Origin of the sequence: Sulfurifustis variabilis, from assembly GCF_002355415.1 — a bacterium.
Lineage (GTDB): Bacteria > Pseudomonadota > Gammaproteobacteria > Acidiferrobacterales > Sulfurifustaceae > Sulfurifustis > Sulfurifustis variabilis.
Window position 1 is genome coordinate 2445195 of the sequence record NZ_AP014936.1, and the last position, 23426, is coordinate 2468620.

General features: G+C 68.0%; 21 protein-coding genes and 1 tRNA gene. 4 read left to right on the forward strand and 18 right to left on the reverse strand.

What is annotated here, in order from left to right; all coding sequences use genetic code 11:
* Positions 1-46 precede the first annotated feature (46 nt).
* Positions 47-721, forward strand: coding sequence for an acireductone synthase (gene mtnC, locus SVA_RS11725; RefSeq protein WP_096461398.1), 675 nt, complete (start codon positions 47-49; stop codon positions 719-721).
* On the opposite strand, the gene SVA_RS11730 is transcribed toward mtnC, so the two are convergent.
* Both SVA_RS11730 and SVA_RS11735 read right to left on the reverse strand, forming a co-directional pair.
* The gene (locus SVA_RS11730) at positions 718-1605 is read right to left on the reverse strand and encodes a DUF3047 domain-containing protein (RefSeq protein ID WP_096461399.1); all 888 of its coding nucleotides are present in this window, start codon (positions 1603-1605) and stop codon (positions 718-720) included. The genes mtnC and SVA_RS11730 overlap by 4 nt on opposite strands.
* A complete protein-coding gene (locus SVA_RS11735; protein WP_096461400.1) occupies positions 1602-3095 on the reverse strand; it encodes a hypothetical protein in 1494 nt (497 codons plus the stop codon). The genes SVA_RS11730 and SVA_RS11735 overlap by 4 nt, the downstream gene beginning before the upstream one ends.
* Before the next feature lie 105 nt (positions 3096-3200).
* Between SVA_RS11735 and SVA_RS11740 the strand changes: the two genes are divergently transcribed.
* Complete coding sequence (locus SVA_RS11740) at positions 3201-4292, forward strand: VIT1/CCC1 transporter family protein (RefSeq protein ID WP_096461401.1); 1092 nt, start codon at positions 3201-3203, stop codon at positions 4290-4292.
* Here SVA_RS11740 and SVA_RS11745 read toward each other — a convergent pair.
* Genes SVA_RS11745 through SVA_RS11755 form a run of 3 tightly spaced genes read right to left on the reverse strand, consistent with a single transcriptional unit; the run spans position 4289 to position 6880 of the window.
* The gene (locus SVA_RS11745) at positions 4289-4765 is read right to left on the reverse strand and encodes a YbhB/YbcL family Raf kinase inhibitor-like protein (RefSeq protein ID WP_096461402.1); all 477 of its coding nucleotides are present in this window, start codon (positions 4763-4765) and stop codon (positions 4289-4291) included. The genes SVA_RS11740 and SVA_RS11745 overlap by 4 nt on opposite strands.
* Before the next feature lie 25 nt (positions 4766-4790).
* Positions 4791-6491, reverse strand: a complete 1701-nt coding sequence (locus SVA_RS11750) for a potassium channel family protein (protein WP_096461403.1) — start codon at positions 6489-6491, stop codon at positions 4791-4793.
* Positions 6492-6496: 5 nt separating this feature from the next.
* Positions 6497-6880, reverse strand: coding sequence for a DUF6394 family protein (locus tag SVA_RS11755; RefSeq protein ID WP_096461404.1), 384 nt, complete (start codon positions 6878-6880; stop codon positions 6497-6499).
* Between the two features lie 154 nt (positions 6881-7034).
* Here SVA_RS11755 and SVA_RS11760 point away from each other — a divergent pair, with 154 nt between their 5' ends.
* Entirely contained in the window at positions 7035-8723 is a 1689-nt protein-coding gene (locus SVA_RS11760; RefSeq protein WP_169924066.1) for a bifunctional protein-serine/threonine kinase/phosphatase, read from the forward strand.
* Between the two features lie 23 nt (positions 8724-8746).
* On the opposite strand, the gene pnp is transcribed toward SVA_RS11760, so the two are convergent.
* From pnp to SVA_RS11815, 11 genes are all read right to left on the reverse strand, one after another.
* Positions 8747-10849 (reverse strand): polyribonucleotide nucleotidyltransferase, encoded by a 2103-nt coding sequence (gene pnp, locus SVA_RS11765; RefSeq protein WP_420823867.1) that lies wholly within the window; start codon positions 10847-10849, stop codon positions 8747-8749.
* Positions 10850-10864: 15 nt separating this feature from the next.
* The gene (gene rpsO / locus SVA_RS11770; RefSeq protein ID WP_096461407.1) at positions 10865-11134 is read right to left on the reverse strand and encodes a 30S ribosomal protein S15; all 270 of its coding nucleotides are present in this window, start codon (positions 11132-11134) and stop codon (positions 10865-10867) included.
* A 94-nt stretch (positions 11135-11228) separates the two neighbouring features.
* On the reverse strand, positions 11229-12155 hold the full coding sequence (truB, locus tag SVA_RS11775) for a tRNA pseudouridine(55) synthase TruB (protein ID WP_096461408.1): 927 nt from the start codon (positions 12153-12155) through the stop codon (positions 11229-11231).
* Entirely contained in the window at positions 12152-12523 is a 372-nt protein-coding gene (gene rbfA, locus SVA_RS11780) for a 30S ribosome-binding factor RbfA (protein WP_096461409.1), read from the reverse strand. Before rbfA ends, truB begins: the two co-directional genes overlap by 4 nt.
* Positions 12524-12562: 39 nt before the next feature.
* The gene (gene infB / locus SVA_RS11785) at positions 12563-15001 is read right to left on the reverse strand and encodes a translation initiation factor IF-2 (protein ID WP_096461410.1); all 2439 of its coding nucleotides are present in this window, start codon (positions 14999-15001) and stop codon (positions 12563-12565) included.
* Between the two features lie 12 nt (positions 15002-15013).
* Positions 15014-16534, reverse strand: coding sequence for a transcription termination factor NusA (nusA, locus tag SVA_RS11790; protein ID WP_096461411.1), 1521 nt, complete (start codon positions 16532-16534; stop codon positions 15014-15016).
* A gap of 17 nt (positions 16535-16551) precedes the next feature.
* Positions 16552-17007 carry a ribosome maturation factor RimP gene (gene rimP, locus SVA_RS11795; protein ID WP_096461412.1) on the reverse strand — a complete coding sequence of 152 codons (456 nt, stop codon included), beginning with the start codon at positions 17005-17007 and terminating at the stop codon, positions 16552-16554.
* Between the two features lie 172 nt (positions 17008-17179).
* Positions 17180-17256, reverse strand: a tRNA-Met gene (locus SVA_RS11800).
* 37 nt (positions 17257-17293) lie between these two features.
* The gene (locus SVA_RS11805) at positions 17294-18025 is read right to left on the reverse strand and encodes a hypothetical protein (protein ID WP_096461413.1); all 732 of its coding nucleotides are present in this window, start codon (positions 18023-18025) and stop codon (positions 17294-17296) included.
* A gap of 19 nt (positions 18026-18044) precedes the next feature.
* Complete coding sequence (locus tag SVA_RS11810; RefSeq protein WP_096461414.1) at positions 18045-18608, reverse strand: metallophosphoesterase family protein; 564 nt, start codon at positions 18606-18608, stop codon at positions 18045-18047.
* A gap of 20 nt (positions 18609-18628) precedes the next feature.
* A complete protein-coding gene (locus tag SVA_RS11815) occupies positions 18629-18904 on the reverse strand; it encodes a cupin domain-containing protein (RefSeq protein ID WP_096461415.1) in 276 nt (91 codons plus the stop codon).
* Between the two features lie 156 nt (positions 18905-19060).
* Between SVA_RS11815 and SVA_RS11820 the strand changes: the two genes are divergently transcribed.
* Positions 19061-20473, forward strand: a complete 1413-nt coding sequence (locus SVA_RS11820; RefSeq protein ID WP_096461416.1) for an MFS transporter — start codon at positions 19061-19063, stop codon at positions 20471-20473.
* Positions 20474-20497: 24 nt separating this feature from the next.
* Here the strand turns inward: SVA_RS11820 and nuoN are convergent, their stop codons facing one another.
* Both nuoN and SVA_RS11830 read right to left on the reverse strand, forming a co-directional pair.
* A complete protein-coding gene (gene nuoN, locus SVA_RS11825; RefSeq protein ID WP_096461417.1) occupies positions 20498-21937 on the reverse strand; it encodes an NADH-quinone oxidoreductase subunit NuoN in 1440 nt (479 codons plus the stop codon).
* Positions 21938-21944: 7 nt separating this feature from the next.
* A complete protein-coding gene (locus SVA_RS11830; protein ID WP_096461418.1) occupies positions 21945-23423 on the reverse strand; it encodes an NADH-quinone oxidoreductase subunit M in 1479 nt (492 codons plus the stop codon).
* Positions 23424-23426: the final 3 nt, after the last annotated feature.

The following is a 23426-nucleotide window of genomic DNA, read 5'->3' on the forward strand; positions in this document are numbered from 1 at the left end:
TGCGGCTTCGATTTAAGGTCGACGCCCGGCTCCCGGAGGACCGCTCGTGATCCAGGCGATCGTGACCGACATCGAGGGCACCACGTCCTCTCTCTCGTTCGTGAAGGACGTGCTCTTTCCGTATGCGCGCAGCCGCATGGCCTCATTCGTGCGGGAACACGGGCGCGAGCCGGAGGTGGCACGGCAGCTGGTCGAGGCCCGACATGCGGCCGGCGTTTCCCTGGACGATGACGGCCTCGTGGCACAGCTCGTGCGGTGGATCGACGAAGACCGCAAGATCACGCCGCTCAAGGCACTGCAGGGGCTCATCTGGGAGCAGGGCTACCGCCGCGGAGACTTCCAGGGTCACGTCTACCCCGACGCGGTCGAGCGACTGCGCGCCTGGCACCGGCGCGGGTTGAGGCTGTGGGTCTACTCCTCGGGCTCCGTCAAGGCGCAGCGGCTCCTCTTCGCGCATACCCCCTACGGCGACCTGACGCCGCTCTTCAGCGGCTACTTCGATACGACCGTGGGCCCCAAGAGGGAGACGGAATCGTACCGCCGGATCGCACAGGCGTTGGGGTCGCCGCCCGAGCGCATCCTGTTCTTGTCCGACGTGAAGGAAGAGCTCGATGCCGCCGCCGCCGCGGGATTCGCCGTGTGCTGGCTGATCCGGGACGGCGACGCGCCGGCCCGCCCCGCTCATCCGGTTGCGCGCAGCTTCGACGAGATCGAACCCTAGCCGCCGCGCAGCGTGCGGTCGGGCTCGGCCTGGAGAATCTCCGGACGCTCCCGCAGTCGCCGGCGCAACTCGTCCGGAGATGCGCCATCCGTCGCGCGCACGCGCAGCACGTGCGCCCCGGCCGACAGCGGCCGGACGTACTCGATCTCGGCGTGGACGGCGCGCCCGACCGCGCTCAGCGCTTCGGCGCTGTTCGGATCGACGCCGGGCGCAAAGCGCACGATCAGCCGCGCGAGCGGCCCGCCGGAACCGTCGGCGTCGAAGTAGATGTCTCCATAGTACGCCCGCGCCTCGCCGCCGCTGTTGTCGGTATCCGTCATGATCGCGACCGCATCGATATGGCGCACGTCCATCCCGAAGAGCGCCTTGAAGTCCTCGCGCACGTCGCGTCGCTCGTTTACCCAGCGGCCGGCGAGCGCGTCGCCGGAGCGCACGGCGATCATTCGGGCGTTGGCCGTGAAGGCGTTCGGCCAGGTCGCGCCCTGGGGAAGGCGGCTCGCCCAGACATAGTTCACGGCGCGGGTGTTCCAGAAGAACACGCCGCCCGAAACCACCACGTACACGCGGGCCGCGTAGTCGTCGCCCGCCCGCGTGGTCTCGTCGAGATCGCCGAGGGTGCGCTCGATGCGCCACGACCAGTGCAGGTACGGCGTCTGCGCGAGATCGATCCGCACCCTCTTGTAGAGCCCGGAGGCCGCCTCGCGGCTGTGGGCCGCGAGCGCCCGCGTGCCGGCGATCTCGTTCGGCCGATACTCGGTCCTCCCCTTGAACTGCTTCTCCTCCCACCCGTCCAGCTCGCCGCGCGAGAACGCGCCGACCGTCACGCGCGCGTCGGCCGCGAGCCCGGTGGCGGCGATCAGCGCCATCGCGATCATCAGCCTCATCGGGCGGTCCGAGCCACCGGCACGAAGAGCGCGTCGAGGAGATCGGGATCGTCGAAGTGACGCCGGCCCACGAAGGCGGTCGCGTGGTGGCCCCACTGACGCATCGCCCCCGGCGCCGGTACCCCCATTGGCCAGATCACCCAGCGCTCGGCGCGCGAGGTGCCGGGCACGATGCCGTCGGGAGCGAACAGGCTGCGCCGCGTCCCGTCCGGGCGCGGAAGCGAGCGCAGTGCGTCGTAGTGGTCGAGCCGGTAAGGCACGCCTTGCGCGCCGCGCGTCGCGTAAACGCGTTCGATGTAGTGCGTGCCGTGCGCGATGCGGATCACCGCGCGCTCGCCGGCACCCAGCGCCGGGGCCTGCTGCGGCACGAGCGGTGGCTCGAGCGCGCCGCGGTCGAGCTCGGGGCGAAGCGCGAGGGCGGATGTCGGGAAGAACATGTGATAGCAGCCGCAGTTGTGCATCGCGTCGTAGAGCAAGGGCCGTCCATCTCGCCCGAGCGTCACCCGCCACGTGAGCCCGTCCAGGTGCCCACTCAGGATGTCGAACCGTCCGGCCGGCGGGCGCGCGGGAAACCAGACGACGTAGTTGAGTTGCAGCAGCGCCGTGCCCTCGTGGCGCACGTGCGAGGCGAGTCGATAGACGACGGGATCGTTCGTATCGATTTGCGGGCGTGGATCTTCCTCCCAGACGGGCGCCCCGGGCCGGTCGTCCCGGGAGACCACGTCGATCTCCAGAACGGGCGCGAAGTGCTCGAAGAGGCGGTCCATCTCGGCCGGACCGGGATCGGGTATCCCGAGCGGGTCGCGCGGGACGCGGGCAAGCAGCGCGGCGATATCGTCGTCCGACAGCATGCGCGCGTCGGACGGCCGATACCGGGTCAGGTCGCCGCGGCGGGGCAGCCGATCGAGCGGACGCCCGAAGTCGGCGCGCGTCTGCGCGTGATAGTCGGCGATGCCGTGCCCGACGAAGATCGACGAGAGCGGGTAGAACCCGAGAGCCCGCCATGCCGTCCGGTACTCGTCCGCGACCTTGGCGGCCGGCGGCAGGGATGCCCGCGCATTCGGATCACCGGCGATCTGCGAGAACAGCCTTTCCGCGCATGACTCCACCCGTGTCTCCAGCGTTTCGACGCCGGGAAGCGGGTCCGCCAGGCGACTGCGCTCGCTCTGAGGCAGGTTCGCGAGCTCGGCCCGGCGGGCGCGCGCATCGAGGGCGCGGAGACGCCCGATCCACGCCGTCTCGGCGGCCGGCTTCTCCAGATCATTGCCATGTGACGCCAGCCAGCGATCGGTGCGCAGTGGCCGGAACCCCGGGATCCTCGCCGCCTGGGCATCCCCGACACCGCTGCGTTCGACGGCGGCATCGACGGCGGCGAGCAGTTCCGCGCAACCGCTCTCGCCCGCTGCCGCGACCCTCTCGACGGCCGACGTCGCGCACCCCGCGACCAGCATGGCCATCAGCAGTCCCGACAGGAATGCCGCCGATCTCATGGTGGACCTTGCCTGTGCCCCGATGGGGGTTACAGTATAGGACGAGCGGCGATCGCGGACCTAGTCGCTTCGGCCCCTGCCCGCCGCCTTTCACGGAGAGCGATCGTGAGCACCCCGGCCCTTGTCGAGCTCGCTCAGGAGTTCTATCGCGACGAGCTGCAGGATCACGCCACGTACACGGCGCTGGCCGGCAACGAGCGGAACCCGCAGCTGCGCGAGACGCTCGCGCGCATCGCGGGAATGGAGCTGAAGCACTCGCGCTTCTGGCGGCGTCTGCTGGAATCCCGCGGGATCGAGGCGCCGTCCTACACACCGGGCGCCCTCCGGCTCCGGCTCGTTCGATTCTTCCAGCGCTTCCTGAATTCGGCCTTTCTCGTCTCGATACTCGAGCTCGGGGAATCGAGCGCTTTCGCGAAGTACCTCGATTGCCTGCACACCGCGAAGCTCGACGATCGCGAGCGCTCGGAGCTGCGGGCGATCGTGCTCGACGAGATTGAACACGAGATCACGTTCCGCGACCAGTCGCGGCGGCTTGGCCTCGGCAACGTGCGCGATTACGTGCTCGGCATGAACGACGGGCTGGTCGAGATCCTCGGCGCGGTCACCGGGCTGTCCGCGGTGTACGCCGGAAACCCGCTGATCGTCGGCGTGAGCGGTCTCGTGGTCGGCGTGGCCGGAGCCATGTCGATGGGCATCGGCGCCTATGTCTCGGTGCGTTCCCAGCGCCAGGTCAACGAGGGTCTGCGGGAACGCATGGAGATTCTGTTCGACGTCGCCCCGCAGCGCGCGGTGGACGAGTATCAGGACAAACTGGCGGAGTCGGGCGTCCCGGATGCCACCGCGCACGAGATTGCGCGCCGCGTCGGCGCCAACCGCGACGCCATCGCCCGGCTGCTGCTGCCCGAGACGACCGAGAACGAGCTGCGTTCGGGGCTCTTTACCGGCTTCGCGTACCTCGCGGGAGTCGCGTTCCCGGTCGTGCCTTACTTCTTCGCCGCGAGCGCGTTCCATGCGCTCGCCTTCTCCGTTCTGCTTGCCGGCCTCGCGCTCGCCGCTTCGGCGGCGGTCGTGTCCGTCCTCTCCGGCATCTCCCTGAAGCACAAGGTCCTGGAGATGATCGTGGCGGGCTTCTCGGCGGCGGGTATCGCCTATCTCTTCGGTTGGGTGATGCGGTCGCTGACCGGGATCGAGCTCTAATCGCGGTTCAGCGCCCGCTTCTCGTACGTCCCCATCAGCTCAGCCTGCGCGAGCACGTGCCCGCGCATCGCCGCCTCGAGTTTCGCCTTCGTCGGTCCGCCGAGATCCCCGAGCACGGTGTCGAGGGCGTAAAGCTTGAAGAAATAGCGATGCCGGCCGATCGGCGGACACGGACCCCCGTAACCGGCGCGCGACCAGTCGTTGATACCCTCCCGCGTTCCCGCCGGCAGCTCGTTGACGCCTTCGCCCAGCCCGGAGACGTTCGGGGGAAGATCGTAGAGAACCCAGTGCACCCACACGCGTTTGGGTGCTCGCGGGTCCGGGGCGTCGGGGTCGCCCACGATGAGCACGAGGCTTCGCGCGGCGGCCGGGACCTCCGACCAGGCGAGCGGCGGCGAGACGTCGGCGCCCTCGCAGGTGTAGGCCGCCGGAATCGAATCGTGGTGGCGAAATGCGGTCGAGCTGAGCTTCATGGGACCTCCTTGTTCGTGCACCCCCTCACGGGGGACGGCGGGCGAGCCGGCGCCAGATCCATCCCTCCGGCGGCACTTCCCCGTGCCCAATGTAATACAGCGTACCGCGATCGAGGAGAGCGCGCTGCATGCGGACGCGCGCCCGCGAGGCGCCGGCGAACAGAAGCCGATCGCCCGCCTGCAGCACGAGACCCTCCTCCGGCAGCAGCTGCTCCTCGCCGACGCGCTGAAGCATAAGCGCCAGTCCGGGGAGGCGCTCCGAGCGTGCGCGCGGATCGCGCAGCAGGTCGCCGATGTGCACGACCCGGCCTTCGGCGATCGCCTCGTGCACCGCGGGCGCGTCCGAAGGCGTGATCTCGACCGCCCACACGTCCGGGGTCAGCCCGCCGGCCAGGGGTTCCAGCCGCGCGATCAGCTGCCGCGCCCAGTCGTTGCTCTGGTGGCGGGCGAGCCGCAGGAACTCGTTGAGCAGCGGCGTGACGAGGAGCACCAGGATGCGGGCCGCAATGACACGGGAACGCTGCATCACCAGGTCGAGGCCGGCTGCCTCGAAGACCGCGTCGTTCTTGCGCGAGTTCTGGCGCGCGACCAGAAAAAGCCGCGGGTTCAGCTCGCGCGCCGTGACGATGATCGAGAGGTTGTTCGCGTCGTCATCGGTGCCCGCGACGATTCCGACCGCGCGCTCCACGTGAGCGGCGCGCAGCGTCACGGCCTCCGTGCCCCGGCCGACCACGGTATCCTCGGGGGCCTGCGTGCGCTCGGGTTCCTTCTCCACGATCACCGTCGGCACCCCCTGGTACTTGAGGAACCGGTCCACGGCCTTGCCGAACCGGCCGAACCCGCACAGCACCCAGGTCCCGCGCGGCGGATCGAGCCGCGGCGGAAGCGGCTCGTCGGCGGGCCGCGTGAGCCACTCGTAGACGCTGTCCATGTCGGGCGAATGGAGCGCGGTCGCCAGGCGGTCGGCGAAGACGTCGAACGGGACCACGACGGCGTCCGTCCCGAAGGACTCCATGTTGGCCTTGGTCTCGTGCGCGTCCGCACGGCACACGACCTGGATGCGCGGGTTCAGGAGCTTCGCGGTTATGGCGATGTGGAGGTTGACGCCGTCCGCGTGCGTCAGCGCCACGACGCCCCGGCAGTACGGGTGTTGCAATCCGGCCATGAGGAGCGTTTCGGGCAAGGCCGCGTCGGCGTTCAAATACGGAACGTGCCGCGGGAGGTTGGCGAAGGAGAGGTCGGTCAGCCGATCCGGATCGATGTCGACGACCACCGCGTCCAGCTCGTGGCGCGCCATCGCCTCGACGACCAGGCTGCCCGTGTCGCCGTAACCGCAGACGACGTAGAACGGCGATGCCCGGCGCCGGACCACGGCCGCGAAACGGTTCTCCCGGATCAGCTGGCGGAAAGCCGGTTCCTGGAACGCGGCGATCAGCGCACCGATCGCATACAGCCAGGCGATCACGCCGGCGTAGAGCGAGAACATGATCCACAGGCGCTGTGCTTCGGTGAACGGATGCGGCAGCTCGCCGAAACCCGTGGTCGTGACCGTATAGGTGATCACGTAGAGCGCATGAAAGAAGCTCAGGCGATCGGGTTGACCGCGTTCGTCGATCCCGGGCATCAGGACCAGGCCGAGTACCGCAATCGCGTACGAAACGATCAGCACCAGCAGCGGAACGCGCAGCCGGCGCAACACGATGAACAGCGTATTCTTGCGCGCCATCCGGGTCAGCGGCGGGTTGCCGCGATCTCGATGATGAGGAGAACGACCGAGATGGCGTTCGCGAGCAGCGCCCCGCCCGAAAGCGAGACGATCGCCACCATCGCCGAGGTCGTGATTCCGGTCCCGGCGATGTGCTCGACGAACGTCCACACGAGGGTCGCGGCGACGAGCTGCAGATCCGCGACCAGGCTGGTCGCGAGCAGCACCGCCCCCATCTGGGTGCGGTCGCCGAACTTCAGCACGGTCGCGATGAGACTGACCACGAGCGCGGCGAACAGCTCGTAGACGTTGTGGTGCTCGGGCGTATCGATGTCCCCGAGGAAGAAACCGAAGTTGAGGGTGAGCGCCAGGACGATAAAGAAGCTGAAGACCACTTTTTCGATGTTCATCGCGTCTCCGGGTTGGTTGTTGTTCTGGGCTCGAGCGCCGGGTCATGGTAGGCCGAGCCGGCCGGGGCGCGCAAACGAAGCGCTAGGACCGGTCGCCCTGCCGGCCGCCGACTATACTCTGTGCTTGCGGGCGGGCACCCGTCGAATCGAACCCATGCAGCTATTTCTGGATACCGGGCACAGCGAGCGGACGCCACGGCAGGAGCCGCCGCGCGGCACCTGCCTTGAGATCGTTCCCGAAACCGGCCGTGACGGCGGGCGCGGGGCCCTGCTCGCCTGCGCGGAGGGTATCGCCGACCGCCCGGAGGCCGAGAAGGCGGCGCGCATCGCGATCACGGCGCTCGCCGACAGCTACTATGCGGCTCCCGAGGGATGGGCGCTAAGGCAGGCGCTGGAAGAGAGCGTGCGCGCGGCGCATCAGGCCGTGCTCGCCGGCGGCGAACGCGGCCGCGCGGCGGTGTTCGCGGCCCTGGTACTGCGTGGCCGTCGCTGGCTCGCCGCGCACGCTGGACATGCGCGCATCTGGCTGTTTCGCGATCACGAGCTCAGACTGCTGACCCGCGATCACCTGATCCCCCGCCCGAGACGCCGTCCGGAGATCGCGAAGGCACTGGGCCTCGCGAGCGAGATCGACGCCGAGTATCACTCCGGCGAGCTCGCGGAGGGCGACGTGTTCCTGCTGACGACACCCGGGGCGCACGATGCGCTGGACGCCGCCCGCATGCGCGGCGTGCTCGAGGCCGATGCGGGTGCGGAGCATATCGCAGAGACGCTGGCGACCCGGGCGCAGGAGGCCGGAGCGCCGGGCTATGCCGGCGTGTGCGCCGTGCGCGTGGAGAAGCTGCCGCCGGAATCGATCGCGGACACGCGCGAGAGCGTCGCGGATCTCGCGTTCGTGGAGCCACCCGAGGTCGGAACGATCATCGACGGCTTCCGCGTGGACAAGCTCGTGTACCGCAGCCGACGCTATCGTATCTACAAGGCCGCCGACACGGAGAACGGTGCCACCGTCGCCCTCAAGTTCCCCGATCCGTCGTGCCGCGAAGACCCCGAGTACGCGCGCTCGTTCCTGCGCGAGGAATGGATCGGCCGGCGCGTCGACAACGCGCATCTGGTCAAGGCCCTGAGGCCGCGACCGGGCCGACGGCGTGCGCTTTACGTCGTCATGGAATACCACGAAGGCGAACCGCTCGCGAAGCGCATCCGGCGAAAGGGCGGGCTGCCTGTCGAGGAGGCATTGCGCCTCGCCGAGCAGATGCTCGAGGCCCTGGGCGCGCTGCACGGGCACGGCGTGATACACCGCGACCTGCGCGTGAACCACCTGCTCTACGACAAGGCGCATCGCCGGCTCCTGCTGCTCGGGCTCGGGGAAAGCCGGGTCGAGGCGCTGAAGGAAGGCGCGGACGGGTCGGCCACTAGCGCATGGAGCTACCAGGCGCCGGAGCTCTTCGAGGGAAAGGCGGTGAGCGAACGGACGGACATTTATTCGGCGGGCGTCACGCTCTACCGGATGATCACCGGCGAGTACCCCTACGGGAGAATCCGCGCGCCGCGCTGGGAAGATCGCGCATACCGGTCGATGAACGAGTGGAAGCCCGATGTCCCTGAGGCCCTGGACGCGGTGGTACGCCGGGCCTGCGAGGTCAACCCGTCCGAGCGCTATGCTTCCGTGGCGCAGTTCGCCTCCGCCCTCGCCCGCGTGGGGGCCGAGCTGTCGGGAAACCGCTACGAGACCCGACCGCACGGCGAACGCGAAACCTCGGACGGCAGCCGCTGGACGTGGGTGGTACTGGCCTCCCTGCTCGCCGGTCTTGTCGCTTACCTGGCCGTCGCCCTGAGGTAGCCGGCGACTTCGGGCGGGCCGGCCTACGAGGCGGTGCTTTTGATCTCTTCGACCGCCTTCATGCTCAGGCGGATACGCCCCTGCTTGTCGACTTCGAGCACCTTGACCTTCACCACCTCGCCCTCGCGGAGCTTGTCGGAGACGCTCTCGACCCGCTCGTGGGAGATCTGCGAGATGTGCACGAGCCCGTCCTTTCCGGGGAGGATGGTGACGAAGGCGCCGAAGTCCATCAGCTTCGCGACCTTGCCTTCGTAGATCATGCCGACCTCGACGTCGGCGGTCAGCTGCTGGATCCGACGGCGCGCCTCCTCGCTCGCCGCCCGATCGGCCGAAGCGACCTTGACCGTGCCGTCGTCCTCGATGTCGATCGTCGTGCCCGTTTCCTCGCACAGCGCGCGGATGGTGGATCCGCCCTTGCCGATGACGTCGCGAATGCGCTCGGGATTGATCTTGAAGCTGATGATGCGCGGGGCGTACTCGGAAAGCTCCGAGCGCGGCGCGGCGATCGCCTGGCTCATGATGCCGAGGATGTGCATACGGCCTTCTTTCGCTTGCTTGAGCGCCGCGTCCATGATGTCGCGGTTGATGCCCTCGATCTTGATGTCCATCTGCAGCGCGGTGACGCCGCCGGTCGTGCCCGCCACCTTGAAGTCCATGTCGCCGAGATGGTCCTCGTCGCCGATGATATCGGTAAGCACCGCGAAGCGGTTGCCTTCCTTGATCAGCCCCATCGCGACGCCCGCCACCGGCGCCTTGATCGGCACGCCCGCATCCATCAGCGACAGGCTCGCTCCGCAGACCGATGCCATGGAGCTCGAGCCGTTCGACTCGGTGATTTCCGAAACCACGCGGATGACATAGGGATAGGTGCTCATGTCGGGGAGCACCGGATACACGCCGCGCTTGGCCAGACGCCCGTGACCGATCTCGCGTCGTTTCGGGCTGCCGATGCGGCCGACCTCCCCGACCGAGTACGGGGGGAAGTTGTAGTGCAGCATGAAAGGCTCTTTGCGCTCGCCCTCGAGCGCATCGATGATCTGCGCGTCGCGGCCCGTCCCGAGCGTGGTCGTGACGAGCGCCTGAGTCTCGCCGCGCGTGAAGAGCGCGCTGCCGTGCGTGCGGGGCAGCACTCCGGTGCGGATCACGATCGGCCGCACGGTGCGCGTGTCGCGACCGTCGATGCGCGGGTGACCCCCGAGGATCCGATCGCGCACGATCCGGTACTCGAGATCGCCGACGAGCTTGAGCACCGCGTCCTTCGTGCCTTCCGCGGAACCCTCGGGAGCGAACTGGGCGACCGCCTCGGCGCGGATCTCGCTCATGCGGTCCTGGCGCGCGGTCTTCTCGGCGATCTGGTAGGCATCCGTGATCGCCTGGCTGAACGCACCTTTGAGCGCGTCCCTGAGCCCGGTGTCCTCGGCCGGCGGCTGCCAGCCCCACGGTTTCGCTCCCGCTTCCCCGGCGAGCTCGCGGATCGCGCGGATCGCCGTCTGCATCTGCTCGTGTCCGTACGTCACCGCGCCGAGCATCACGTCCTCGGGCAGTTCCTTCGCCTCGGACTCGACCATCAGGACGGCCTTTTCGGTGCCCGCGACCACGAGATCGAGCTGCGACGTGGCGAGCGCCTGGTTGCCCGGATTGAGCAGGTACTGTCCGTTCGCATAGCCGACGCGCGCAGCGCCGATCGGACCGTTGAACGGCACGCCGGAGAGCATGAGCGCCGCCGAGACACCGATCATCGAGACGACGTCGGGGTCGATGTCCGGGTCGACCGACATCACGGTCACCACGACCTGCACTTCGTTATGGAAACCTTCGGGGAACAGCGGGCGGATGGGGCGGTCGATCAGGCGAGAGGTGAGGATTTCCTTCTCGGAGGGCCGGCCTTCGCGCTTGAAGAAGCCGCCGGGAATGCGTCCCGCCGCGTAGGTCTTTTCCTGGTAATCGACTGTCAGCGGAAAGAAATCCTTCCCGGGGACCGCGTCGCGCTGCGCGACCACCGTCGCCAGCACGACGGTGTCGCCCATGGCCGCCACGACGGCACCGCTGGCCTGGCGTGCGATCTCGCCGGTCTCGAGCCTGACGGCGTGGGTTCCGTACTGAAACGTCTTCGTGACTTTCGACAAGGTCATCTCCTCTCGTTACTTCCGCAGCCCGAGCCGCTCGATCAGCGCACGGTAGCGCTCGCTGTCCGTCCGCTTGAGGTAATCCAGCAGCTGACGGCGCTTGTTCACCATCTTCAGCAGCCCGAGGCGCGAATGATGATCCTTGGGATGGCTCTGGAAATGCGCGGAGAGCTCGTCGATGCGGGTGGAGAGCAGTGCCACCTGCACTTCGGGCGAACCGGTGTCGCCCTGGTGCGTCTGGTAGTCCTGCATCACCTTGGCCTTCTTGTCGGCGGTGAGGGTCATTGACCAACCTCTATGACGTTCGTCGGAACCTTTCGGAGGGCGCGTATTCTACCTGCGTACACCCATGCCCTCAACCGAAGTTTTCGCTGGTGGCTCAAGGTTTTCGCGTCATCAAACGGCGCGGCGCAACGCGACCGTCGTCCAGCACCTGGCCGATGCCCAGGAAGTGGTGGCCATCGTCGTACAGCCGCACCCAGCCCGGGGCGAAGCCGTGCCTGGCGCTCACCGGCTGCCCCTGACAAAGGTAATGGGTCGCGAGCGCGGTGAGCTTCACCTCGGGAATGGTCGGCAGTACCTCGTCCGGCGGCAGCAGACGCTCCGCCCGCGCTGCGACATCCGGGAGGGCCTCCAGGGCGGCGAGCGAGACTGCCCGTTCCACCGTCAGCGCACCGACGCGGAGCCGTCGCAGCTCCGCCACATGCGCGCCGCAGCCCAGGCGCTCTCCCAGATCGTGCGCCAGGCTCCGGACGTACGTCCCCTTCGAACAGTCGATCTCGAACTCCAGCCGGTCGCCCTCGAGTGCGAGCACCTCGATCCCGTGGATCGTCACCCGCCGGGCCGACCGTTCGACCTCCATGCCCGCGCGCGCCAGCTCGTACAGCGGGCGGCCCGCGAGCTTGATCGCCGAGTACATCGGCGGCACCTGCTCGATCTCCCCGACGAAAGCACGCAGCGCGGTCTCCACTTCCGCGCGCCGCAGCTTCACCGGCCGCGTCGCGACGATCGCGCCTTCCGCATCGTGCGTCGTCGTCGCAATGCCGAGGCGGAATACGGCCCGATAGCGCTTGTCGGCGTCGATGAGAAACTGCGACAGCTTGGTCGCCTCGCCGAAACAGAGCGGCAGCAATCCGGTCGCTATGGGGTCCAGGCTCCCGGTATGGCCGGCCTTGCAGGCATTCAGCAGCCGCTTGGCCGCCTGCAGGGCCTGGTTGGAGGTGTACCCGACGGGCTTGTCGAGCAGAAGCACGCCGTCGAGCGGCAGACACACGCGCCGCGACCGCCGCCCTTCGCCCCGGCTCATTCCTTGTGGCCCTTCCGGTCTTCCGAGATGGCCCGATCGATCAACCGCGTCAGCCGGTCTCCGCGCTCGACCGAGCGGTCGAACTCGAAGCGAAGCTCCGGCACGACCCGCAGCCGCAGGCGATCCGCCAGGGCGCGACGCAGGAAGCCGGACGCCCTGTTGAGCGCAGCGGCGACCGGGCCGGCCTCCGCCTCGCCGGCGAGCAGCGTGAAGTAAACGCGCGCATGCCCCAGGTCGGGCGACACCTCTGCATAGGTGAGCGTCACGTGGTGGGCCCGAGGGTCGTCGAGCTCGCGGGGGATCAGCGCGGCCAGCTCGCGCTTGATCAGCTCGGCGATGCGCCGTGGCCGATTACCGTCTTTGCGCATGTCAGACTCCGCGGGGACGCAGCGCGTCCCCGGTTGCGGTCACACGGTGCGTGCGACCTCGACCTTCTCGAAGACTTCGATCTGGTCGCCGACCTGCACGTCGTTGTAGTTCTTGACGGCGATGCCGCATTCGAGGCCGGCCTTGACCTCGTTGACGTCGTCCTTGAAACGCCGAAGGCTTTCGAGCTCGCCCTCGAACACCACGACATTGTCACGCAGCACGCGAATCGGGCGATTGCGCCGTACCGACCCCTCGACCACGAAGCAACCCGCCACGAGCCCGATCTTCGGCGCACGGAACACCTGCCGCACTTCGGCGAGCCCGAGCAGCTGCTCCTTGATCTGGGGCTTCAGCATGCCCGACATCGCGGCTTTGACGTCGTTCACGGCGTCGTAAATCACGTTGTAGTAGTGCACGTCCACGCCCTGCGACTCGATGAGCCGGCGGGCGGCGCCGTCGGCCCGCACGTTGAAGCCCAGGATGACCGCGTTGGAGGCGACGGCGAGGTTCACGTCCGACTCGCTGATGCCGCCCACCATGCCGTGGATGACCTTCACGCGCACCTCGCTGGTCGAAAGCTTCTCGAGCGCGGCGGTGATCGCCTCGACGGAACCCTGCACGTCGGCCTTGATGATGAGGTTGAGCGCCTTGGCCTCGACGGCCGCCTCCTGCATCTGCTCGAAGACGTTCGTGAGCTTGGCCTTGGAGGCGAGTTGCACGTCCTTGAACTTGCCCTGCCGGTAGAGCGCGATCTCGCGCGCCTTGCGCTCGCTCTCCACCACGAGGACCTCTTCGCCCGCGGAGGGCACGCCCGAGAGGCCCTGGATCTCCACGGGAATCGAGGGTCCCGCCTCCTTCACCGGCCGGCCCTTCTCGTCCAGCATCGCCCGCACCCGCCCGAACTCGCGTCCGGCCAGGATCACGTCGCCCTTGTTGAGCGTACCGCGCTGCACCAGGACGGTCGCGACCGGACCCCGGCCCTTGTCGAGGCGCGCCTCGACGACGATGCCCGTCGCGGGACCGACCCGAGGCGCCGTGAGCTCGAGCACTTCCGCCTGCAGAAGCACGGACTCGAGGAGCTTGTCGATGCCCTGCCCGGTCTTCGCCGAGACGTCGACGAAGATCTCGTTGCCGCCCCATTCCTCGGCCACGACCTCGTGCTTGGTCAGCTCCTGGCGGACGCGATCGGGCTGCGCCTCGGGCTTGTCGATCTTGTTCACGGCAACGACGAGCGGCACCCTGGCATTGCGCGCGTGGTGGATGGCTTCCACCGTCTGCGGCATCACGCCGTCGTCGGCTGCGACGACGAGGATCACGATGTCGGTCGCCCTCGCGCCGCGGGCACGCATCGCGGTGAACGCCTCGTGGCCGGGCGTGTCGAGAAACGTGACCACGCCCCGCGGGGTCTCCACGTGGTAGGCGCCGATGTGCTGGGTGATGCCGCCCGCCTCGCCGGCCGCGACCTTCGCCTTGCGGATGTAGTCCAGCAGCGACGTCTTGCCGTGGTCGACGTGGCCCATGACGGTCACCACCGGCGGACGCGGCTCGGCCGGCCCGTAGGCCTCGCCCGCCCCTTCGAGGAGCGCTTCGGGGCTTTCGGGCTTCGCTTCCTTGACGACGTGCCCCATCTCCTCGACCACGATCGCCGCGGTCTCGCGGTCGAGCACCTGGTTGATCGTCACCATCATGCCGAGCTTCATCAGCACCTTGATGACCTCGGCTGCCTTGATGGACATCTTCTGCGCGAGCTCCGCGACCGTGACCGTCTCGGGCAATACCACCTCGTGCACGATCGGCTGCGTCGGGCGCTCGAAGGCGTGCTGGCCCGACATGCTCGTCACGACGGAGCGCGGCGCCATCGGCCGGGACTTCCGGCGCATCTTCTTGCCCTCGGCAAGATGCAACTCGCCGCGTTCCTTTTCCTTGATCTTCTCGAGCCGGTCCTTCTTCTTCTCGTGCTTTTCCTTCTCTTTGGCAACCGGCGGCTTTTTCGGCGCCTCGGCGGCGGGGGCCGGGGCCTTGGCCGCGGCCGGCTCGGGTTCGCGGGCTTCCGGGGTGGGTGCCGCCGCGGCAGCGGCCACGGGCGCTTCGGCGGGTTCGGCCGGAGCCGGCTCCGGAGCGGCCGTCACCTCTTCCACCTCCACTTCTTCCTCGACCGGCGCCGTCTCCTCGATCGCGGTACGTTTGACGAATGTCCGCTTTTTTCTTACCTCGACCTGGACGGTGCGCGAAGGGCCGAGTCGGGACGATTGAGTCACCTGGCTCGTCGATTTGCGCTTGAGCGTGATCTTGCTCCGCCCCGGTTCGGCGGCGCCGGCATTGCCGCGCAGGTACGACAGCAGCGTCAGCTTCTCGTCGTCGCTCAGGACGTCCCCGGTGGCCTTTCCTTCGATGCCCGCCGCCATCAGCTGCCGCAGCAGCGTCTCGGGCGGAACCCCGATCTGTTGCGCGAAACCTTCAACTGTCGTCTGTGCCATTGTGCGTTAGCCTCAGGCGCTCTTGCCGGCCTGCTCGCCCTCGCCCGCCGCCTGGAACCAGGGGGCGCGCGCCGTCATGATCAGCTCCCTGGCCCGATCCTCCGTCATGCCTTCGACCTCGAGCAGCTCGTCGACGGACTGCTCGGCGAGTTCCTCGCGGGTCTTGATGCCCTGCGACGCGAGCAGGTGCGCGGTGTGTTCGTCCATCCCTTCCATTTCGAGCAGGTCCGCCGCGGGCTCCGCCATGCTGATCTTCTCTTCCTGCGCGATCGCCCGCGTGAGCAGAACGTCGCGCGCCCGGTTGCGAAGCTCCTCGACGAGGTCCTCGTCGAACTCCTCGATCGCGATCAGCTCCTGCTTCGGCACGTAGGCGACCTCGTCGAGGTTGGTGAAGCCCTCCTGCACGAGGATGCTCGCCACGTTCTCGTCCACATCCAGCGAGTCCATGAAGAGCTTGATGGCGTTCTGGGCCTCCGACTGGCCTTTTTCCTGTGCCGCCTGCTCGGTCATGATGTTGAGCTCCCAACCCGTGAGCTCGGAGGCGAGGCGTACGTTCTGTCCGCCCCGGCCGATCGCCTGCGACAGCTGCTTCTCGTCGACGATCACGTCCATCGCGTGCGTCTCCTCGTCGACGACGATCGAAAGCACTTCGGCCGGCGCCAGCGCGTTGATCACGAACTGCGCCGGGTTGTCGGACCACTGAATGATGTCGACCCGCTCTCCGGCAAGCTCGTTCGAGACCGCCTGCACGCGGCTGCCGCGCATGCCGACGCATGCCCCGATCGGATCTATGCGGGGATCGCGCGAGGACACCGCGATCTTCGCGCGCAGCCCGGGATCGCGCGCGGCGGCCAGGATCTGGATCAGGCCTTCGCTCGCTTCGGGCACCTCCAGCTTGAACAGCTCGATCACGAGCTGCGGGCTCGTCCGCGACAGGAAGAGCTGCGGGCCGCGAGGCACGGACTTCACGTCCTCCAGCAGCGCTCGAATGCGGTCGCCCGGGCGCAGGCCCTCGCGCGGAATCATGGTGGTCTTCGCGAGCAGCGCCTCGGCGTTGCCGAGGTCCACGATCGCGTCGCCGCGCTCGAGGCGCTTCACGACGCCGGTCACCATCTCGCCCTTGCGCGGGGCATACTGGTTGACGATCTGCTCGCGCTCGGCCTCGCGCACCTTCTGCATGATGACCTGCTTCGCGGCCTGCGCCGCGATGCGGCCGAACTCGACCGCCGCGATGGGCTCCTCGATGAACTCGCCCACCTGGACCTCCGGGTTCTTTTCCCGGGCTGCGGAAAGCTTCACCTGGCGGTCGGGGAACTCCACCACCTCGAGCTCGTCGGGCACGACTTCCCAGCGGCGGAACGTGTCGTAGGCGCCGGTGTCGCGGTGGATATGCACGCGCGCATCGATGTCCTGGGCGTACCGCTTGCGCGTCGCCGTGCCGAGCGCCGCCTCCAGCGCCTGAAAGATCGTCTCTTTCTCGACGCCCTTCTCGCGCGAGACCGCGTCCACCACCATCAAGACTTCGCTGCCCATGCTGTCCTTACCCTCACTCAAAACCGCGGGACCAGGCGGGCCCGCTCGATCGCCCCGAAGGGCAGCTCGAAGCGTTCGTTGTCCACCTCGACCACGATACGATCCGCGTCGACCTCGATCAGCCGGCCGGTAAAGTTCCGGCGTCCGTCCACCGGCGCGCTCAAGCGCACCTTCACCGTCTCGCCCCGGTAGCGTCGAAAGTGCTCCGGCTCGACGAGCGGCCGGTCCAGACCGGGCGATGAAACCTCCAGGGTGTAACTGCCGGGAAACGGGTCTTCGACGTCGAGGATCGCCGAAAGCTGCCGGCTCACGTCGGCGCAGTCGTCGACCGTGACCCCGCGAGGGCCGTCTATATATACCCGCAGCGTCTGGTGCTGGCGACTGCCGGCCAGCTCGGCGTCGACGAGCTCGAAGCCCAGCGCCCTGACCCCGGACTCGAGCCGCCGCCGCAGGGCAGCGTCTACCCCGTGCATAACCGGTTGTCCCAGAAAACAAAAGTGGGCGCGCGGCCCACTTCTTGTTACACCCTTAACTGACCAGGATGGCCGCAGATTATAAGCAGTTTGGCGAAAATCTCAAACGCTGGAGGAGCTTAGAGGCGCGGGCTCGCCCCGGGAGAGCAGCGAGCGCTGACGACCGAGAAACTGGTAGCGGGGGTAGGATTTGAACCTACGACCTTCGGGTTATGAGCCCGACGAGCTGCCAGACTGCTCCACCCCGCAACAAGGCGCGGAAGTCTACAAGCGGCCGTCCCGAAGTTCAAGAAACGGCGGCGAGGGGCTGCGTGGCCCCGGCGCGTTGCAGCCGCGACACGCAGAAGGCGTATGCCGTCCAGCCGAGCACCCCGCCGGCGACGTTGAGCGCGACGACGGCGGGCAATGGCGGCGGATCGCGCAGCAAGGCGGCGAGCACCGTCGGCGTCAGGGTCAGGAAGGCCAGATAAGCGGCCTGGCGCCGATCGTGCCAGAGCGCGAGAAGCGCCGTGCGCACGGTGTCGGCCAGCGCGAAGTTTCCGTGCACGAAAATCACCGGCATCCAGTAAACGAAGACGAAGGCGATGAGGGCGCCCAGCCACGGGTAGAGGCCGACCGATGCCTCGACGAGCGTCTGCATCTCCACGCCTGAAGCCGCGAGCACGACCGAAAGCAGAAGATTGAACAGAACGAGAAAGACGAGCATCGCCTTGAAGCCGAGCCAGAGGAAGCGGCCGTAGACCGCCCGCCCGGCGATGAGGACCTCGGGCAGGGACACGGTGTCGCGGCCGCGCGCCAGCGCGTGGGACGCGCCGGCGATGACATAGAGGAGCGCGAAGAAGAGCGCCGCCAGCGCACCGACCCGAAGCTGCGCACTCGACGGCGCGGCCTCCTCGGGGTGGGCACGAAGCAGGAAAAGCATCGCGATCTGAACGGCGATCACCGACCAGACGCCCCCGCTCAGCAGGACTCGCACAAAGGCGCGCAGGCGCGGCGCGCCGGCGGGATTCGAATTCAACGGAAAGCCCCGTGCTCGATCAGGGCGGGAAGCGTAGCACGCGCACCCGCCAGGAGTCCCTCCTCGCATCGAGCACCAGGCAGGAGGGGCCGCCGAAGGTCCGCGCCCGCCCGGCGGCTCCCGGGTTGAGTACCCAGGGAAGCGTTTCGCAGTCGCAGACGAGGCGATGGCTGTGGCCGTAGACGACCGCACGGGCATCGCCATAAAGACGACGCAGCCGCTCGTGCCGCCGCGCGGCCGGCGTGACCCGATCGCCGTGCACGACCACGATTCTGCCCCCGGGCAGGTCGAGGTGGGCCTCCTCCGGCAGCGCGCTCAACGCGGCGCGCCCGTCCGCGCCCCAGCTGCGCGGGCTGTCGTTGTTGCCGCGGACGGCGACGACCCGGCCCGCGCGCGGACGCATGGCGCGAATTACGGGCGCCCCGCCGATGTCGCCCGCGTGCACCGCCAGGTCGCATTCACGCACGACGTCCGCGATCCGCGGATCCAGATAGCCGTGCGTATCGGCGAGGAGCGCGACCTGCGGCCCGGCTTCCTGCGACTGCGTCGAGGGTCGCGCTCCCGCCCCGCCCGTCCTTTGCACGGCGCCTCCGGGAGCCCGCCTCAGCCCAGATCGTAATGCTTGCGCACCGGCGCGCGGATGTCCCAGGTGCAGGACAGCCCCGCGGGGAAGGTGACGAAATCGCCGCGTCCCAGAGTCACCGGCTCGCCGCCGTCGGGCGTCACGATCGCCTCCCCTTCCAGGAAGTAGCACACCTCGCGCTTTTCGTAATGCCACGGGAACGTGGATACGTCCCTGGTCCAGATCGGCCAGTCGTACACGCCGATCACCTCCAGCTTCGCGGGCGAGGCGTGGTGCTCTACGAGAATCTTGTCCATCCGTCGGTCTCGTGCTGTTCAGGGTGATTCTACGGTTCCGTACGTCCGTCGCAAACCGTGCGCCGTGCGACGGGCAGCCGTAAGGGTGGCACGAGCGGCGCGCGCCGAAGGGACCGTGCTGCGTATGATGGCCCGCGTCGCCTTCCGGGAGCCCGCATGACGAGACGATATTCGACCGATCCACGCACCGAACGATCGCTGCGACATGCCGTGCGCGACGGCGCGGCCTACTCCGTGATGGCCGGCGCGGGCGAGACCTACTTCTCGGCTTACGCGCTCTTCCTCGGCGCGAGCGCCGCCCAGGTGTCGCTTCTCGCTGCGGTGCCGCCGCTCTTCGGCGCCCTGGCCCAGGTCCTCGCCGCGTGGCTTTCGCTGCGGCTGGGCCGGCGCCGCACCGTGATCCTCACGGGGGCGCTGATGCATGCGCTCACCTGGTTTCCGCTCGTCTGGCTCCCCTACTTTTTCCCGGCCCACGCCGTGCCGGTCATGATCACCTGCCTGATCTTCTACCACGGCTGGATCGGCCTCGGCACGCCGCTCTGGGGCAGCCTCATCGGCGATCTGGTTCCCGCGCAGCGACGCGGGCGATTCTTCGCCGCGCGCACGCGTCTCATGAGCGTGGCGAACCTCGTCGCGCTCGTCGCTGCGGGGCTGGTGCTGCATCTCTTCGAGCTCCGTGAGGACACCCGCCTCGGATTCATCCTGATCTTCACCCTGGCTGCGGTCGCCCGGCTGTTCTCGCTCCACGAGTTGTGGCGCATGCACGAGCCCGATCAGGCGCCCGGGTCATTCTCGCTGCCGCCGCTCTCACACCTCGTGCCGCGGCTCATGGCTTCTCGCTTCCTCCACTTCTCGCTGTTCACCGCCTCCTTCAGCTTTGCCGTCGCGGTCGCCGCCCCGTTCTTCACGGTGTACATGCTGAAGGATCTGGAGTTCTCCTATTTGCAGTTCATGCTCTCCACGGCCGCCACCGTGCTGACGCAGGCGCTTACCCTCAGGACCTGGGGACGGTTCTCCGATGTATTCGGCAACCGGCTGGTGCTGCTGGTCGCCGGGGCGCTCGTGCCGCTTCTGCCGGCCCTGTGGCTCGTGTCCGACAGCTTCGGCTACATCCTGCTGGTGCAGGCACTCGGCGGGCTCGCCTGGGCGGGCTTCGGATTGGCGGCAGGCAATTACCTGTACGACCTCGTGCCGCCGGAGCGCCGGACGGCGTACTGGGCCGGGCACAACGTGCTGAACAGTGCCGGCGCCTTCGGAGGGGCGGTCCTCGGCGGCTATCTGAGCGCCCGCATGCCCCACGCCGTATACGTGCTGGGGGCCAAGCTGCACTGGTCGAGCGGGTTGTGGGCGGTCTTGCTCGTCTCCGCCATGCTGCGCGGGCTGGTGGCGGCGAGCTTCTTGCCGCGCCTGCGCGAGGTGCGGCCGGTGCCGCACCTGGATGCGCGCGCCGCCGCCTTTCGTCTCATCCGGTTCGCGCCGCTCGGCGGACTCGTGCTCGACTTGCTCGGATGGGGGCGCGCGCGGCGGAGGCCGCCGCGCCTGGCCCGCCCGGACACGGAGAAGTTCTGAGGGACGGTATCTGCCGCGGCCCGGTCAGGGGAGCGACCGGATCGCCGCGTTGCACCAGTCGATGACGTCGCCCACCCACGGCATCACGGCGACCAGCAGCAGGGCGTTCGCGCCGAGCAGGAACCGGAATTCCCGCGGCGCCGCGATCGGCGGCGTCACCTCCGCCGGCTCGTCGAAGTACATGAGCTTCACGATGCGAAGATAGTAGTACGCGCCGATCACCGCGAAGAGCACCGAGAGCACCGCAAGCCAGACGAGGCCGGCGCTTACGACCGACTGGATCACCAGCAGCTTCGCGTAGAAGCCGACCGTCGGCGGGACGCCGGCCATGGAGAACATGACGATCAGCATCAGGAACGCGTGCCAGGGGCTTCGCTGGTTCAGGCCCTTGAAGTCCTCGAGCCGCTCCGCCTCGAATCCCGAGCGGGAAAGCAGGATGACCATCCCGAACGCCGCGGCGCTCATCGCCGCGTACGTGAGAACGTAAAAGAGCCCGGCACTGTAGCCCGCGGGCGTCGCGCTCAGGATGCCGAGCAGCAGGAATCCCATGTGGGATATCGCCGAGTAGGCGAGCATCCGCTTGATGTTGCTCTGCGCGATCGCGATGACATTACCGAGGGCCATGGACAGCACCGCGAGCACCACCAGCATGCCTTGCCATGCACCGGCGAGGTCCTCGAGGCCGTCGATCAGCAGCCGGATAACGAGCGCGAACGCGGCCAGCTCCGGTGCCGTGCCGACGTACAGCGTCACGGCGCTCGGCGCCCCGTGGTATACGTCCGGGACCCACATGTGGAACGGAACGGCCCCGAGCTTGAAGGCCACGCCGACCACGATGAACACCAGGCCGAAGACGAGAACGATGTCGTCCGCGCCGATCCCCGCCACCGCGTGGGCCACCGCCGAGAGCTCGAGGCTGCCGGTCACCCCGTAGATCATGGACATGCCGTAGAGCAGCATGCCCGAGGCCATGGCGCCCAGGACGAAGTACTTCATGGCGGCTTCGGTCGCGAGCGCCGAGTCCCGCTGGAACGCGACCATCGCGTAGAGCGACAGAGACAGGAGCTCGAGCCCGAGGTAGAGCGTCAGGAAATGGCTCGCCGAGACCATCACCATCATGCCCACGACCCCGAAAAGCCCCAGGACGAAGTACTCGCCCCGGTACATGCCCCGGGCCTGCAGGTAGTCTCGCGAGTAGGCGAACACGACGAACGTCACGGCATAGACGCCGAGCTTGAGCAAGACCGAAAGTTCGTCCGCGACGAACATCTGCCCGAAGGCATAGCCACGCTCGTCGCCCAGGGCGGTGAGCGCGGCGGCGCCGATCAGGGTGAGCTGCGCGAGCGCATAAGGCAGGAGCGGCGCGCGCTCCGAGCGGAACACGTCCGCGACCAGGATCACGCACGCCATTCCGAAGACGAAGATCTCGGGGAGGGCCGGCATCAGGTTCGGGACAGGAATCATTGCGCCCTCACAACTTCGAGACCGACACCTGCGTCATCAGGTGCTCGACCGAGGCGTGCATGACTTCGAGAAACGGCTGCGGCCAGACGCCCATCAGCAGCACGGCGAGGCCCAGCGCGGCAAGGAAGACGACCTCGCGCGGGCTTGCATCGGCGAGCCCGGCGACATGATCGTTCTTCACCTTCCCGAAGATCACGCGCTTGTACATCCAGAGCGTGTAGGCCGCGCCGAACACCAGCGTGGTGGCCGCGGCGAGCGCGTACCAGATGCTCACCTGGAACGCACCGAGGATCACCAGGAACTCGCCGACGAAGCCGGAGGTGCCCGGCAGCCCGCTGTTCGCCATGGCGAAGAGCATCATGAATGCAGCGAAGACCGGCATCCTGTTCGCCACCCCGCCGTAGTCGTTGATCATGCGCGAGTGCAGCCGGTCGTAGAGCACGCCGACGCAGAGGAACAGCGCGCCCGAAACGAACCCGTGCGAGATCATCTGGACGATCCCGCCCTCGATCCCCTGTGCGTTGAATACGAAGAAGCCGAGCGTGACGAAACCCATGTGCGCGATCGACGAGTAGGCGATCAGCTTTTTCATGTCTTCCTGAACGAGCGCGACCAGCCCGATGTACACGATCGCGACCAGCGACAGCGCGATCATGAACCACGCGAGCTCATGGGAGGCGTCCGGCGTGATCGGGAGCGAGAATCGGAGATAACCGTAGGCGCCCATCTTCAGCATGATGGCGGCAAGGATCACCGAGCCGCCCGTCGGCGCCTCCACGTGTGCGTCGGGCAGCCATGTGTGCACGGGCCACATCGGCACCTTCACGGCGAAGGCGGTGAAGAAAGCGATGAAGATCAGCAGCTGCTCGGTGAGGCCGAGCTTGAGGCCGTGGAAGGCGAGGATGTCGAAGGTGCCGCTCTTCCCGTACAGGTAGAGCAGCGCGACCAGCATCAGGACCGAGCCGAGGAAGGTGTAGAGGAAGAACTTGATGGTCGCGTAGACCCGGTTCGGCCCGCCCCATAGCCCGATGATGATGAACATCGGGACCAGCATCGCCTCCCAGAACACGTAGAACAGGATCGCGTCGAGCGCGGCGAAGACGCCGATCATGAGTCCTTCCATGATCAGGAACGCCGCCATGTACTGCGCGACGCGCGTGCGGATGACCTCCCAGCCGGCGATCACGACCAGCACCGTGCTGAAGCTGGTGAGCAGCACCAGCAGGAGCGAGATGCCGTCGATCCCGAGGCGATAACGGATGCTGAACGCCTCGATCCAGGGACGGTCCTCGACGAACTGCATGAGGTGCGTGTGCGGATCGAAGCCCGTGTAGAGCGGGATCGTCGCGAGGAACGTCAGCACCGCGAAGACGAGCGCGATTACCCGCGCGAGCGGCGCGCGGTCGTCTCCGCCCGTCGCGAGCACGGCGACGCCGCCGACGATCGGCAGCCAGACGGCGAGACTCAGGGCGTATGCGCTGATCATGGG

Coding starts and splice junctions, on each gene's coding strand:
- SVA_RS11730 (WP_096461399.1), bottom strand. CDS start 1,605: ATGAGGCTGATGATCGCGATGGCGCTGATCGCCGCCACCGGGCTCGCG.
- SVA_RS11735 (WP_096461400.1), bottom strand. CDS start 3,095: ATGAGATCGGCGGCATTCCTGTCGGGACTGCTGATGGCCATGCTGGTC.
- SVA_RS11745 (WP_096461402.1), bottom strand. CDS start 4,765: ATGAAGCTCAGCTCGACCGCATTTCGCCACCACGATTCGATTCCGGCG.
- SVA_RS11750 (WP_096461403.1), bottom strand. CDS start 6,491: ATGGCGCGCAAGAATACGCTGTTCATCGTGTTGCGCCGGCTGCGCGTT.
- SVA_RS11755 (WP_096461404.1), bottom strand. CDS start 6,880: ATGAACATCGAAAAAGTGGTCTTCAGCTTCTTTATCGTCCTGGCGCTC.
- SVA_RS11760 (WP_169924066.1), top strand. CDS start 7,035: ATGCAGCTATTTCTGGATACCGGGCACAGCGAGCGGACGCCACGGCAG.
- rpsO (WP_096461407.1), bottom strand. CDS start 11,134: ATGACCCTCACCGCCGACAAGAAGGCCAAGGTGATGCAGGACTACCAG.
- truB (WP_096461408.1), bottom strand. CDS start 12,155: ATGAGCCGGGGCGAAGGGCGGCGGTCGCGGCGCGTGTGTCTGCCGCTC.
- rbfA (WP_096461409.1), bottom strand. CDS start 12,523: ATGCGCAAAGACGGTAATCGGCCACGGCGCATCGCCGAGCTGATCAAG.
- infB (WP_096461410.1), bottom strand. CDS start 15,001: ATGGCACAGACGACAGTTGAAGGTTTCGCGCAACAGATCGGGGTTCCG.
- nusA (WP_096461411.1), bottom strand. CDS start 16,534: ATGGGCAGCGAAGTCTTGATGGTGGTGGACGCGGTCTCGCGCGAGAAG.
- rimP (WP_096461412.1), bottom strand. CDS start 17,007: ATGCACGGGGTAGACGCTGCCCTGCGGCGGCGGCTCGAGTCCGGGGTC.
- SVA_RS11815 (WP_096461415.1), bottom strand. CDS start 18,904: ATGGACAAGATTCTCGTAGAGCACCACGCCTCGCCCGCGAAGCTGGAG.
- SVA_RS11820 (WP_096461416.1), top strand. CDS start 19,061: ATGACGAGACGATATTCGACCGATCCACGCACCGAACGATCGCTGCGA.
- nuoN (WP_096461417.1), bottom strand. CDS start 21,937: ATGATTCCTGTCCCGAACCTGATGCCGGCCCTCCCCGAGATCTTCGTC.
- SVA_RS11830 (WP_096461418.1), bottom strand. CDS start 23,423: ATGATCAGCGCATACGCCCTGAGTCTCGCCGTCTGGCTGCCGATCGTC.